Genomic DNA, 13118 nt, shown 5'->3' with positions numbered 1-13118 from the left:
CGGCGGATCATAATTTCGGCATGTCCGCTGTCTTCGAAAAACCGCCGCTCGCGCAGCGGCTCGCGCCGATGCTCCAGGGCTTCGACGGCCCGCTCGCCTTCGCCTGCCTCGTTCTCGCCTGCGCGGGCCTCGTCACGATGTATTCGTCCGGCTACGACTACGGCACGCGCTTTTCCGATCACGCGCGCAACATGGTGCTCGCCACGATCGTCATGTTCGTGGTCGCGCAGGTGCCGCCGCAGCGGCTGATGAGTTTCGCGGTTCCGCTCTACACGCTCGGCCTCGCGCTGCTCGTGGCCGTGGCGGTCTTCGGCATCACGAAGAAGGGCGCGAAGCGCTGGCTGAACGTCGGCATCACCATCCAGCCCAGCGAAATCCTGAAGATCGCGATGCCGCTCATGCTCGCCTGGTGGTTCCAGAAACGCGAAGGCCAGCTGCGCCCGCTCGACTTCATCGTCGCGATGGTGCTGCTCGCGGTGCCGATCGCGCTCATCGTGAAGCAGCCGGACCTCGGCACCGCCGTTCTCGTGCTCGCCGCGGGCCTGGCGGTGATCTTCTTCGCGGGGCTTTCGTGGAAGCTGATCGTGCCGCCCGTGGTGCTCATGATCGCGCTCGTCGTGTGCGTCGCCGTGTTCGAGTCCGACCTCTGCGCGCCCGGCTTTCGCTGGCCCGTCCTGCACGACTACCAGCAGCAGCGCATCTGCACGCTGCTCGACCCCACGAAGGACCCGCTCGGCAAGGGCTTTCACATCATCCAGGGAATGATCGCGATCGGCTCGGGCGGCTTTCTCGGCAAGGGCTTCATGCAGGGCACGCAGACGCATCTCGAATTCATTCCCGAACGCACGACCGACTTCATCTTCGCGTCGTTCTCCGAGGAGTTCGGCCTCATCGGCAACCTCGGGCTGATCGCCGCCTTCATGTTCCTCGTGTTCCGCGGGCTTTCGATCGCGCTGGATGCGCCGACCCTCTTCGCGCGGCTGCTCGCGGGCGCGATCACGATGATCTTCTTCACGTACGCCTTCGTGAACATGGGCATGGTGAGCGGCATCCTGCCGGTGGTGGGGGTGCCGCTGCCCTTCATCTCCTACGGGGGCACCGCGATGGCGACGCTCGGGATGGGGCTCGGCATCCTCATGTCGATCGCGAAGTCCAAGCGGCTGGTGCAAAGCTAGTGGCGGCTTGCGGTGGCGACTGAAGCGAATCCACGCGACCCCGAACGGGTTGCCGCCGCTTCCCGCGTCGCGCTCGTCGGCGCGGGCACCATGGGCGGCGCGATGGCCGCGCGGCTGCTGGACGAGGGCTGGACCGTGCGCGTGCACGACATCGTGCGCGCGAGGGTCGATGCGCTCGCGGCGATGGGTGCGACGGCTTGCGCGTCGGCGGCCGAAGCCGCGCGCGGTGCTTCGGCGCTGATCGTGTGCGTGGTGGACGCGGCGCAATGCGAGGACGTCCTGTTCGGCACCGATGGCGCGTCGCACGTTCTGCGGCCCGGCCAATGCGTCGTGCTCTGTCCCACCATCGCGCCCGAAGACGTCGAACACTTCGCCGCCCGGCTCGCGCATCGGGGCATCGATGCCATCGACGCTCCGATGTCCGGCGGCCCGGTGCGCGCCCGCGACGGCAGCATGAGTCTCATGGTGGCATGCGAGAGTGCGGTATTCGAGCGGCATCGCGCGCTGCTGCAGGCCTTGAGCTCCCGGCTCTCGCGCATCGGGGAGCGCCTGGGCGACGGCGCGCGGACCAAGCTCGTGAACAACCTGCTCGCGGGCATCAACCTCGTGGGTGCGGCCGAAGCCATCGCGCTCGCGCAGCGCCTTGGGCTCGACGCCGCCCGCACGCTGGAGGTGATCGGCGAGTCGAGCGGCCAGAGCTGGATCGGCACCGATCGCATGCGGCGGGCGCTGCAAGGCGACACGAAGCCGCAGGCGCTCATGACGCTGCTGCACAAGGACACGCGGCTCGCGCTCGAAATGGCGCGGGCGTGCGGCTTCGAAGGGCCGCTCGGCGCCGCGGCGCACGGCGTGTTCGATGCCGCTCTGCGCGCCGGGCTCGCGGATGCCGACGATTCGGCCTTGCTGCGCCTGCTCGCCGGGCAGCACAATCCGCCCCGGAATTGACCGCAGAATCCACGTCACAATCCGCCGCACAATCCGCCGCACAATCCGCCGCACAGTCCGCCGCAGACATGACAACGATCCTGATCGTCGAGGACGACGATGCCATCCGCAACAACATCACCCGCCTCCTGAAGCTGGAGGGGTACGAGATCGTGGCCGCCACCAACGGCCGCGAAGGGTTGGAATGCGCGCGGGCGCACCGGCCGGACGTCGTGATCTCGGACATCGGCATGCCGGAGATGGACGGCTTCGAGTTGCTGCAGGCGCTGCGGGGCGAGCGCTCGCTCGCGTCCATGTCGTTCATGATGCTCACCGCGCTCGACGACCGCGCCAGCATGCGGCGCGGCATGACGGCGGGGGCGGACGACTACCTCGCCAAGCCCTTCACCCGCGTGGAACTGCTGGAAGCGTTGCAGGGGCTCCTCAAGAAGCGCGGGCGCATCGAAGAAACGATCGAGTCGGCGGTGCGTTCCCGCGAGGAGCACCTGCGCCTCGCGTTCACCGAAAGCCTGGGCGGGCGGCGGCTCGCCGACAAGTTCGGGCTCGAGCCGCCCGCCGGAGCCGTCACCGACCAGGTGATGCGGGCGACGGTGCTTTTCTCCGACATCCGCGGCTTCACGTCGCTCGCGGAAAAGCTGAGCGCCAACGAAGTCGCCGAACTGCTCACCGACTACTTCGAACGCGTGACGGTGCCTGTACTCACCAACGGCGGGCGCCACCTCAAGTTCATCGGCGACGGCCTGATGGCGGTGTTCGCCGAAGGGCAGGGCGGCTCGCCGCTCACGGCGGCCCGGCGCGCGATCTCCGCGGCGCTCGCGCTCGCGCTCGCGGCGCACGAATTCCGCGGCTGGCTCGACCAGCGGTTTCCGAAGCGCGGCCTGCCGCCCTTCGCGATCGGTGTCGGCCTGCACGCGGGCGAGGTCGCGATCTGCCGCGTGGGCACCGTCGACAACCGTGACACGATGCCGATCGGCGAGGCGGTGAGCTCCGCGGCGCGGCTCGAATCGTCGAGCAAGGAGCTCGGCTGGACCGTCGTCGCGAGCAACGCGGTGCTGCAGGAAGCGGGCGACGGCGTGCAGACGGGCGGCATGACCTCGCTGGAAGTCGAAGGCCGCTCGGGCTATCTCGACGTGGCCGAAATCGTGGGGCTCGTCACCAACATCGACGACAAGCGCCACGGGATGGCGACCCTCACGGAGCGCGCGGCCGAAATCCGCACCGCGGTGCAGGTGAATTCCGAGATCACCGCGCGCGCGGTGAAGGGCGCGCTCAATTCGAAGCTCTCGGCCTTCAAGCACCACGCCTTCGGCGCGGACGGCGAGCCGCTGCGGCTGAAGGGCTACCGGCTCGTGCGCAAGATCGGCGCGGGCGGCATGACCGAGGTGTACCTCGCGGTGCGCGAGGAAGACGGTCTCGCGGTCGTGCTGAAGGTGCTTTCCGCCGGCGGCAGGGCGACGAGCGCGAACCTCTCGCGGTTCATCCAGGAATACACGCTGCTGTCGAAGATCGAGCATCCGAACGTGATCCGCATCTACGACCAGGGCTTCACCGACGACCACGCGTACATCGCGATGGAGTACTTCCCGCGGGGCGACCTGCGCGGCGAGCTGAAGGCGGGGATGTCGCAGCACCGCGTGCTCGAAGTCGTGCACCAGGTCGCCACCGCGCTCGATGCGATCCACACCCGAGGCGTGATTCACCGCGACCTGAAGCCGGAGAACATCATGCTGCGGCCCGAGGGAAGCGTGGCGCTCGCGGACTTCGGCGTCGCGAAGTCGATGCTGCAGCAAGACGGCCTCGGGCTCACCGAGACGCGGCACGGCGACGTCGTCGGCACGCCCTACTACCTGAGCCCGGAGCAGGCGTCCGGCGCGCGGATCACACCCTCCACCGATCTCTATAGCCTGGGCGTGATGCTGTACGAGATGCTGACGGGCGAGCGGCCCTTCGTGGCGGAATCGCTCGACATGCTTCTGGCGCGCCACGTCTCCGCGCCGACGCCCCTTCTGCCCCCGCCCCACGAGCCGCTGCAGCCCGTGCTGGAAAAGCTGATGGCGAAGAAACCCGAGGACCGGTACCGCTCGGCTTACGGCCTCATCCAGGATCTGCACGAGCGAACCCTGCTCCGAACGAGGCCGGGCGCCACGGCTTGACGCGCCGCGGCCTAGAATGGCCGGATGATCTCCCGCGAACCCACCCTCGAGCGGCTGGCCACGGCCAGGCAGCTGCTGCTCGATCCCTTCGGCCTGGACGAAACGCACCTCAGCCGCGCGCTCGGCGTGATCGGCGCGCATCACGTGGACGAGGCGGATCTTTACTTTCAGTACACGCGCAGCGAAGGCTGGAGCCTGGAAGAAGGCATCGTGAAGACCGGCAGCTTCAGCATCGACCAGGGCGTGGGCGTGCGCGCGGTGAGCGGGGAGAAGACGGCTTTCGCCTATTCCGACGACATCTCCGAGGCTTCCTTGCTGGACGCGGCGCGCACCGTGCGCTCGATCGCGCTCGCCGCGGCGGGCACGCGCGTGAAGGTGCCCGCGCGAAAGATCGCGGGCACGCGTTCGCTCTACGGCGGCATCGACCCGATCGGCTCGCTCGACAGCACGGCGAAGGTGCAGCTTCTCGAGCGCGCGGAGAAGATGGCGCGCGCCCGCGACCCGCGCATCGTGCAGGTGATGGCCGGGCTCGCGAGCGAATACGACGTCGTGCTCGTCGCGCGCGCGGACGGCACGATCGCGGCCGACGTGCGCCCGCTCGTGCGCGTGTCGGTGACGGTGATCGCCGAGCAGCATGGCCGCCGCGAGATGGGCTCCGGCGGCGGCGGGGGCCGCTTCGGGCTCGAGTATTTCGACGACGCGCGCATCGCCTCGTACGTGGACGACGCGGTGAAGGCCGCGCTCACGAATCTCGAATCGCGGCCGGCTCCGGCCGGCGAGATGATCGTGGTGCTCGGCCCCGGCTGGCCTGGCGTGCTGCTGCACGAGGCCGTGGGCCATGGCCTCGAGGGCGACTTCAACCGCAAGGGTTCGAGCGCGTTTTCCGGCCGCGTCGGCCAGCGCGTCGCCTCCAGGGGCGTGACGGTGCTGGACGACGGCACGCTCGACGACCGCCGCGGCTCGCTCAACGTCGACGACGAAGGCAACGCGAGCCAGCGCAACGTGCTGATCGAAGACGGCATCCTGCGCGGCTACATCCAGGATTCGATGAACGCGCGCCTGATGGGCGTCGCGCCCACCGGCAACGGCCGGCGCGAAAGCTACGCGCACATCCCGATGCCGCGCATGACCAACACCTACATGCTGGGCGGCGAGCACGACCCCGGCGAGATCGTGGCGAGCATGAAGAAGGGCCTCTACGCCACCAACTTCGGTGGCGGCCAGGTGGACATCACGTCGGGCAAGTTCGTCTTTTCGGCCAGCGAAGCGTACTGGGTGGAAGACGGCAAGATCCAGTACCCGGTGAAGGGCGCCACGATCGTGGGCAACGGGCCGGATGCGCTCACGCGCGTCACGATGATCGGCAACGACATGAAGCTCGACACCGGCGTGGGCACCTGCGGCAAGGAGGGCCAGAGCGTGCCCGTGGGCGTGGGGCAGCCGACGCTGCGCATCGACGGATTGACGGTCGGCGGCACCGCCTGAGCGGCGCTTGCCGCGCGGCGCTGCGCTGGGATACTCGGCGCAAGATGTCATGAACGAGTCCACCCGTCCCTTGCGCCTGCCGCTGGACCCCTCGACGAACCTGCCGAGCATCCAGACGTTCGGGGAGCTCAGCAACTTCCTGCGCAGTGCCGTCTCCGACGAGGACACGCGGCAGATCACCGACAGCATGGCGCTCCTTGCGAACCACATCGAGGCGATCGTCGCGGCGCTGCGTCTCGACCGCCAGCGCGACCGCATCGCGCCGCAGCTCGTGGACCTGCTCACGGTGCTGCGGGAGCACCGCAACCTCATCGTGGGCCTCGGGCTGCCGTGGCGCGGCCTCTACGAATACGCGGCCTACCTGCAGGCGCTCAACAACTTCCGCGTGCTGATCGGGCAGTGGCTGCTCGACGGCGCACCGCATGCGAGCGAGCTGCCCGCGACGGCGGAGGACTTCCAACTCGTCGCGTGGCGAACGCTCGGAGAAGGCATGCTGCTCGTCGACATGTACGACCAGTGGCTCGCCACCGAGCCGGCGGACAGCACGCCCGCGGCCGAGCCGAAGCCCACCGAGCCGCAGGTGGTGCGCGCGATCCAGTGGTGGAAGAAGCTGCGGCTTTGAGCGTGTGGTACATTCGACGCATGGTCCGCGTCCGCGCCTCTTTTTTCTTTGGCTACTTTTGGTTCTCCACGCCCCCCGGCGGTAGAGAGGTCTGAACGTACCCGCGACGCGCAACCCCTCCAACGAAACCGCCGGCACCCCCGGCGGTTTTTTCTTTTCGTCCGCAACGATTTCGAAGCACAAGGAAGAAGAGCCGACATGACTGCGAAGACCGCCAATCCCGAAGCGTGGCAAGTGCGCCCCGTCGACAAGACCAGCCAGACCGACGACGCGCGCATCAAGGACATCACCGTGCTGCCTCCGCCCGAACACCTGATCCGTTTCTTCCCGATCGCGGGCACGCCGGTGGAGGCGCTCATCACGCGCACGCGCCGCAGCATCCACGACATCATGGTGGGCAAGGACGACCGGCTGCTCGTGGTGATCGGCCCGTGTTCGATCCACGATCCGGCGGCGGCGCTCGACTACGCGCGGCGGCTGAAGGAGGCGCGCGAGAAGCATCGCGATGCGCTCGAGATCGTGATGCGCGTCTATTTCGAAAAGCCGCGCACGACCGTCGGCTGGAAGGGGCTCATCAACGATCCTTATCTCGACGAGAGTTTCCGCATCGACGAGGGGCTGCGCATCGCGCGGCAGATGCTGATCGAGATCAACCGGCTCGGGCTGCCGGCCGGCAGCGAGTTCCTCGACGTGATTTCGCCGCAGTACATCGGCGACTTGATCTCCTGGGGCGCCATCGGCGCGCGCACGACCGAAAGCCAGGTGCACCGCGAGCTCGCGAGCGGCCTGTCGGCGCCGATCGGCTTCAAGAACGGAACGGACGGCAACATCAAGATCGCGACCGATGCGATCCAGGCGGCGGCGCGTGGGCATCACTTCCTGTCGGTGCACAAGAACGGCCAGGTCGCGATCGTGCGGACCAATGGCAACCGCGATTGCCACTTGATCCTGCGCGGCGGCAAGGTGCCCAACTACGATGCGGCGAGTGTGGCTGCCGCGTGCAAGGAGCTCGAATCGCAAAGGCTCGAGCCGGTGCTGATGGTGGATTGCAGCCATGCGAACAGCAGCAAGCAGCATGAGAAGCAGCTCGATGTCGCGCGCGACATTGCCTCGCAGATCGCGCGCGGATCGCGGTCGGTGTTTGGGTTGATGGTGGAAAGCCACCTGAATGGCGGCGCGCAGAAGTTCGCGCCGGGGAAGGACGATCCGGCCCGGCTGGAATACGGCAAGAGCATCACGGATGCGTGCATCGGGTGGGGGGAGTCGCTCGGTCTGCTGGACGTGCTGGCGGATGCGGTGAAGGCGCGGAGGGGGAGGTAGCGGGGGATGCTCACCCGCGGGTCGCTTCTTGCCCCTTTGCGGGTGGCGGGTGTTCGCTCTCCTTGACTTCGGACTTGGGTTGAATTGCCCTTGCAGGGCGGCGCCTTGCTTGCCCTATGGCATGGGTGTCGGACTTGGGTTGCATTGCCCTTGCAGGGCAGCACCTCGCTTGCCCTATCTCTCCCCCCCGCCCCTCTCTTCCCCAGCGGGGAAGAGAGGGGAGCCAAACACCGATTTGGGCTCGTCGGGCCGACAAAGGGCCGAAGACCCGATAGGTCGGGTGGCGGGGCGACATGTGTAGCTCCGTGACCACCATGGCGCGCGACGGCGGACATGCGCAGGCTCGTTGTCGTTTCTAAATTTGGAGCACCGCCCGACCTTGCGGGTCTTCGGCCCTTTGTCGGCCCGACGAGCCCAAATCGGATGTCCGTGTTAGCTCCCTCTCTTCCCCGCTGGGGAAGAGAGGGCGGGGGGAGAGATAGGGCAAGCGAGGTGCCGCCCTGCAAGGGCAAATAAACCCAAGTCCGACACTAATGCGATAGGGCAAGCGAGGTGCTGCCCTGCAAGGGCGACGCAACCCAAGTCCGAACCCCTTGCGATAAGGCAAGCACGGCGCCGCCCTGCAAGGGCAATTTCACCCAAGTCCGCGAGACCCACGCGAAAGAGCAAGTCAACGCGCCGACGCCGCCGCGTCCACCCCCTCCAGCCCCGCGAGCAGCTTCTCGTGAATCCCGCCGAACCCGCCGTTGCTCATGCACACGATGTGATCGCCACGCCGCGCGGCACGCAGCACCTGCCGCACGAGCTGCGCGACGTCGTCCGCAACCTGCGCACGCTCACCCATCTCGCCGAGCACCTCGCGCGGATCCCACCCAAGTCCACCCGCGTGGCAGAACGACAGATCGGCCGCCTCCAGACTCCACGGCAGCTGCGACTTCATCGTGCCCAGCTTCATCGTGTTGCTGCGCGGCTCGAACACCGCAAGGATGCGCTCGCCGCCCACCTTGCGGCGAAGACCGTCGAGCGTGGTGCGGATCGCGGTCGGATGATGCGCGAAATCGTCATAAAGCGTCACGCCCCGCACCACCCCGCGCACTTCCATTCGCCGCTTGACGTTGCGAAACGTCGCGAGCGCTTTGGCCGCCTCCGCGGGTGCAACACCCACGTGCTGCGCGGCGGCAATCGCGGCCAACGCATTGAGCTGGTTGTGAACGCCGGTGAGTTCCCATTCGACTCGTCCCACCACGCGGCCGTGTTCGAGCACGTCGAAGTTGCCCGGTTCGCCCTCGGCGAAAAAGTCGCTCGACGCCGCGCCGAAGCTGCGCACCTCGCTCCAGCAGCCCTGGTGCAGCACGCGAGCGAGACTCTCCTCCAGACCGTTCACGACGACGCGGCCACTCGCGGGCACGGTGCGCACGAGATGGTGGAACTGCCGCTCGATCGCGGCGACGTCGTCGAAGATGTCGGCGTGATCGAATTCGAGGTTGTTGAGGACCGCCGTGCGCGGCCGGTAGTGCACGAACTTGCTGCGCTTGTCGAAGAACGCCGTGTCGTATTCGTCCGCTTCGATCACGAAGCACTTGCCACGCCCGAGCCGCGCGGAGACGCCGAAATTCACCGGCACGCCACCTACGAGGAAGCCAGGGTCGAGTCCGGCCCGCTCGAGGATCCACGCAAGCATCGACGTGGTCGTGGTCTTGCCGTGCGTGCCGGCCACCGCGAGCACATGGCGGCCCTGCAGCATTTCTTCGGCGAGCCATTGCGGGCCGCTCGTGTAGCGCTCCCCGGCATCGAGGATCGCTTCCATCAACGGATAGCGAGGCGTGCCGTCGGCCAGCCGCGCGCGGGAGACGACGTTGCCGACGACCCAGATGTCGGGCTGCAACGCGAGCTGCTCGACGCCGAACCCCTCGACCAGGTCGATGCCCAGCGCGCGAAGCTGGTCGCTCATGGGCGGATAGACGCCGGCGTCGCAGCCGGTCACTTCATGGCCGGCTTCGCGCGCTAGCGCGGCCAGGCCACCCATGAAGGTGCCGCAGATGCCGAGGATGTGAATGTGCATCGCCCGATTATCGTGGGCAGACCCATCCCGCCCCGTCATTCCCGCCCCGTCATTCCCTCCCCCCTTCGTCATTCCCGCGAAGGCGGGAATCCAGTGGGCAGACGCGAAGACGACGCCTTGGAATCAAGCCGGGTAACGTTCGCGCAGCTTCATCTTCCAGAATTTGCCGGTGGACGTGCGCGGGATCGCGTCGATGAATTCATAGCGGTCCGGCAACTGCCACTTCGCGAAGCCATGGTGCAGCAGATGCGGCCCGAACTCTGCCGCACCGGCTTTTGCGTCCTTCTTCAGCACGACGCACGCGAGCGGACGCTCGCCCCACTTCTCGTCGGGAACGGCGATCACCGCGGCCTCCGCGACGGCGGGATGCGCCATCAGCGCGTTCTCCAGGTCCACCGAGCTGATCCATTCGCCCCCCGACTTGATCAGATCCTTGGTGCGATCGGTGATGCGCACGAAACCCAGCGAATCGACGGCGGCCACGTCGCCGGTGCGCAGCCACTCGTCTTCGGTGAACTTGTCGCGCGCGACCGGCACGTTGTGATAACTGCCCGTGATGAAGGGGCCGCGGACCTGGATCTCGCCGACCGACTTGCCGTCCCAGGGCTCTTCGCCCGCATCGCCCCACACGCGCAGGTCCACGAGCGGCACCGGCACGCCCGCCATCGCCGCGCGGCGGTACTTCTCGTCTTCGCTCGCATCGTGCAGTTCGGCGCGCGGGTACGAAACCGTGCATACGGGCGAGGTTTCCGTCATGCCCCAGCCCTGCAGGATCCAGATGCCGTGCCGGTCGAAGGCGCGAATGAGCGCCTCGGGCACGGCCGCGCCGCCGACGAGCGAGCGCATCCCGCGCGGGAGCGTCCAGCGGCCGTGGTTGGGCGAATCCTTCGCCTGGGCGGCGTCGTAGGTCTGGATCAGCGCCATCCAGATCGTGGGCACGCCGAGCGAAAGCGTTGGCGGCTCGATCTGCATCAGGTCGAGGAGGTCGTCCGGGTGCAGGTGCGGGCCGGGGAAGACGACCTTCACGCCCATCATCACGGCTCCGTAGGGCATGCCCCAGCAGTTCGCATGGAACATCGGCGTGACGGGCAGCACGACGTCCGTGCCGCGCAGCCCCCAGAAGTCGCCGAGACTCGCGACCAGCGTATGCAGCACCGTCGAGCGGTGGGAATACACCACGCCCTTCGGCCGCCCCGTCGTGCCCGACGTGTAGCACATGGCCACGGGGTCGTCTTCCTCGTGCGGCACGTAGTCGAAATCGTCGGGGTCGCCGGTTTCGAGGAAGGCCTCGTAGTCCGTCGCGCCTTCGACGCTCGTGCTTGCGGGCTTGCCGGCAAAGGGAACCACGATCACCTTTTCGAAGCGGTGCAGCTGCGCGAACTGCTGGTAGAGCGGCAGGAGCACATCGTCCACGACGAGGAAGCGATCCTCGGCATTGCCCGCGATCCAGCCGATCTCGGCCGGGGCGAGCCGCAGATTGAGCGTGTGCACCACGCCGCCCGCCGCGGGAATGCCGAAGTAGCACTCCAGGTGCGCATGGTGGTTCCAGCAGAGCGTGGCGACGCGGTCGCCCTTGGCAAGCCCCGCTTTGCGCAGCGCGGAGGCCAGGGCCCGCGTGCGCCGGTAGAAGTCGGCATAGGTGTGCCGCTTCAGGCTCTTGTCCGGCAGGCGCGACACGATCTCGTTGCCGCCGAAGAGCCGCCCCGCGCGCTCCAGCAGATGGTTGAGCGAGAGGGGGACCGGCATCATCGTGCTCTTCACTGGCATCTCCTCTTCGTCATGCCCGTACACCGACGGTGCCTCGCACTGTAAGTGCACAATGGCCCGATGGACAGCCTCGCGTTGGAAATTGCCGCGACCGCCGCTCGGATCGTCGTGGAGGAAGGGCTGGAATTCGGGCCGGCCAAGCGCCGCGCCGCAAAGCAGCTCGGGCTCGCGGCCCGCGCGCAGCTCCCGGACAACGAGACGCTGGAAGACGCGGTGCGCGAATACATCAGCGTGTTCTGCGCGGACACGCAGCCCGCCGAACTCGCGGCGCTGCGCAAGCTCGCGCTCGCGTGGATGGACCGGCTGAAGCAGTTCCGCCCCTACCTTGCAGGAGCCGTGTGGCACGGCACGGCGACCCGGCTGTCCGACATCTATATCCAGCTCTTCTGCGACGACCCCAAGTCGGCGGAGATCGCGCTGATCGAAAACCGCGTCGACTACGAACCGCGCACGGTCACGGGCTTCACCGGCGAGCAGGTCGAGGCCCTGAGCCTCACGGCCTTCAGCCGCGAACTCGACGAGCCGATCGGCGTGCACCTCATGATCCACGACCACGACGACGTCCGGGGCGCGCTCAGGCGCGACTCGCGCGGCCGCGTCCCGCGAGGCGACATCGCGGCCGTGCGCGCACTTGTGGAGGCGGGCCAGTGAGCGCGATCGGGCCAACCGAGAATGCGCCCGCCGAAACCGCGCCGCGCGCGGACGCTGGGGCGGGCGACGCCGCCGCACCGCCCCTGCCGGCGGCTCGATCTCGCCGGGCGCTGCTTGCCGGCGCCGGCGCCGCAGCGCTGCTCGCCGGTGGGGCTGCGGCATGGTGGCGCCTGCGCGTCGACGAATCCGCGGGCAGCATCGATGCGCTCTGGCCGCTTTCCTTCCGCACGCCCGAGGGCGCAACGCTTGCGATGGCGGGTTTTCGCGGCAAGTCCCTGCTCGTGAACTTCTGGGCGACGTGGTGCCCGCCCTGCATCGACGAGTTGCCGCTTCTCGATGGCTTCTACCGCGAACACGCGTCCAAAGGCTGGCAAGTGGTCGGCCTTGCCATCGACCAGCCGAGCGCGGTGCGCGCCTTCCTGCAACACACGCCGGTGGCTTTCCCGGTCGGACTGGCGGGCTTGCAGGGCACCGAGCTCACGAAGACACTCGGCAACGAAGTCGGTGGCCTGCCGTTCTCCGTCTTCGTCGACGCGTCCGGCAAGATGCGCGAGCGTAGAATCGGCCGGCTGAGCCGACCCGACCTCGATCGCTGGTTTGCGTCCGGCTGACACCGGCCCCCCTGGTTCGAAGCGGCGGCCTTTCATCGAGCAGATGGAAGAAAATTCCCGGCAAATGCGGGAAGTAACGGAATTTTGCTGTAAATTCCCGATCCTTCCAAAGAAATACCGGAGAAGACGATGGACCTGCGCAAGCTGAAGACGCTGATCGATCTGGTCTCGGAGTCCAACGTCTCGGAGCTCGAGATCACCGAAGCCGAAGGCAAGGTCCGCATCGTGAAGGGCGGTGGAGCCGTGGTGCAGCACGTGGCCGCGCCGGCGGCGCTCGTGCCGCCCGCGATGCCCGCCGCGGCGGCCGCGCTCGCGCCGGCCGCGGCA

General features: G+C 67.8%; 10 protein-coding genes and 1 pseudogene. 9 read left to right on the top strand and 2 right to left on the bottom strand.

What is annotated here, in order from left to right:
- The first annotated feature begins 20 nt into the window (after nt 1-20).
- The 6 genes from rodA to VHA82_RS21385 all read left to right on the top strand — a co-directional run bounded on the left by rodA (nt 21) and on the right by VHA82_RS21385 (nt 7700).
- Nucleotides 21-1175 (top strand): rod shape-determining protein RodA, encoded by a 1155-nt coding sequence (gene rodA / locus VHA82_RS21410; RefSeq protein WP_325547199.1) that lies wholly within the window; start codon nt 21-23, stop codon nt 1173-1175.
- Nucleotides 1176-1187: 12 nt separating this feature from the next.
- Nucleotides 1188-2120: an NAD(P)-dependent oxidoreductase gene (locus tag VHA82_RS21405; RefSeq protein ID WP_325547198.1), complete on the top strand. Its 933-nt coding sequence runs from the start codon at nt 1188-1190 to the stop codon at nt 2118-2120.
- A gap of 68 nt (nt 2121-2188) precedes the next feature.
- A complete protein-coding gene (locus VHA82_RS21400; protein WP_325547197.1) occupies nt 2189-4273 on the top strand; it encodes a protein kinase domain-containing protein in 2085 nt (694 codons plus the stop codon).
- Nucleotides 4274-4297: 24 nt separating this feature from the next.
- On the top strand, nt 4298-5758 hold the full coding sequence (tldD, locus tag VHA82_RS21395; RefSeq protein WP_325547196.1) for a metalloprotease TldD: 1461 nt from the start codon (nt 4298-4300) through the stop codon (nt 5756-5758).
- A gap of 49 nt (nt 5759-5807) precedes the next feature.
- The gene (locus tag VHA82_RS21390; protein ID WP_325547195.1) at nt 5808-6380 is read left to right on the top strand and encodes a hypothetical protein; all 573 of its coding nucleotides are present in this window, start codon (nt 5808-5810) and stop codon (nt 6378-6380) included.
- 198 nt (nt 6381-6578) lie between these two features.
- Nucleotides 6579-7700 (top strand): 3-deoxy-7-phosphoheptulonate synthase, encoded by a 1122-nt coding sequence (locus VHA82_RS21385; RefSeq protein ID WP_325547194.1) that lies wholly within the window; start codon nt 6579-6581, stop codon nt 7698-7700.
- A 670-nt stretch (nt 7701-8370) separates the two neighbouring features.
- Here VHA82_RS21385 and mpl read toward each other — a convergent pair.
- A complete protein-coding gene (gene mpl, locus VHA82_RS21380; RefSeq protein WP_325547193.1) occupies nt 8371-9762 on the bottom strand; it encodes a UDP-N-acetylmuramate:L-alanyl-gamma-D-glutamyl-meso-diaminopimelate ligase in 1392 nt (463 codons plus the stop codon).
- 123 nt (nt 9763-9885) lie between these two features.
- Nucleotides 9886-11529, bottom strand: a complete 1644-nt coding sequence (locus tag VHA82_RS21375) for a long-chain fatty acid--CoA ligase (protein WP_325547192.1) — start codon at nt 11527-11529, stop codon at nt 9886-9888.
- 60 nt (nt 11530-11589) lie between these two features.
- Between VHA82_RS21375 and VHA82_RS21370 the strand changes: the two genes are divergently transcribed.
- From VHA82_RS21370 to VHA82_RS21360, 3 genes and pseudogenes are all read left to right on the top strand, one after another.
- The gene (locus tag VHA82_RS21370; protein WP_325547191.1) at nt 11590-12180 is read left to right on the top strand and encodes a hypothetical protein; all 591 of its coding nucleotides are present in this window, start codon (nt 11590-11592) and stop codon (nt 12178-12180) included.
- A gap of 83 nt (nt 12181-12263) precedes the next feature.
- On the top strand, nt 12264-12791 hold the full coding sequence (locus VHA82_RS21365) for a TlpA disulfide reductase family protein (protein WP_414708682.1): 528 nt from the start codon (nt 12264-12266) through the stop codon (nt 12789-12791).
- Between the two features lie 129 nt (nt 12792-12920).
- Nucleotides 12921-13118, top strand: a pseudogene (locus VHA82_RS21360) (acetyl-CoA carboxylase biotin carboxyl carrier protein); the annotation flags it as partial.

The organism is Ramlibacter sp., assembly GCF_035548915.1.
In the GTDB taxonomy this organism is placed as follows: Bacteria; Pseudomonadota; Gammaproteobacteria; order Burkholderiales; family Burkholderiaceae_C; genus Ramlibacter.
This window is presented reverse-complemented; position numbering and strand designations above follow the sequence as displayed.

Bases quoted from the DNA above. Each gene is read 5' to 3' on its own strand.
- VHA82_RS21400 (WP_325547197.1), top strand. From the start codon at position 2,189: ATGACAACGATCCTGATCGTCGAGGACGACGATGCCATCCGCAACAAC.
- tldD (WP_325547196.1), top strand. From the start codon at position 4,298: ATGATCTCCCGCGAACCCACCCTCGAGCGGCTGGCCACGGCCAGGCAG.
- VHA82_RS21390 (WP_325547195.1), top strand. From the start codon at position 5,808: ATGAACGAGTCCACCCGTCCCTTGCGCCTGCCGCTGGACCCCTCGACG.
- VHA82_RS21370 (WP_325547191.1), top strand. From the start codon at position 11,590: ATGGACAGCCTCGCGTTGGAAATTGCCGCGACCGCCGCTCGGATCGTC.
- rodA (WP_325547199.1), top strand. From the start codon at position 21: ATGTCCGCTGTCTTCGAAAAACCGCCGCTCGCGCAGCGGCTCGCGCCG.
- mpl (WP_325547193.1), bottom strand. From the start codon at position 9,762: ATGCACATTCACATCCTCGGCATCTGCGGCACCTTCATGGGTGGCCTG.
- VHA82_RS21375 (WP_325547192.1), bottom strand. From the start codon at position 11,529: ATGCCAGTGAAGAGCACGATGATGCCGGTCCCCCTCTCGCTCAACCAT.
- VHA82_RS21385 (WP_325547194.1), top strand. From the start codon at position 6,579: ATGACTGCGAAGACCGCCAATCCCGAAGCGTGGCAAGTGCGCCCCGTC.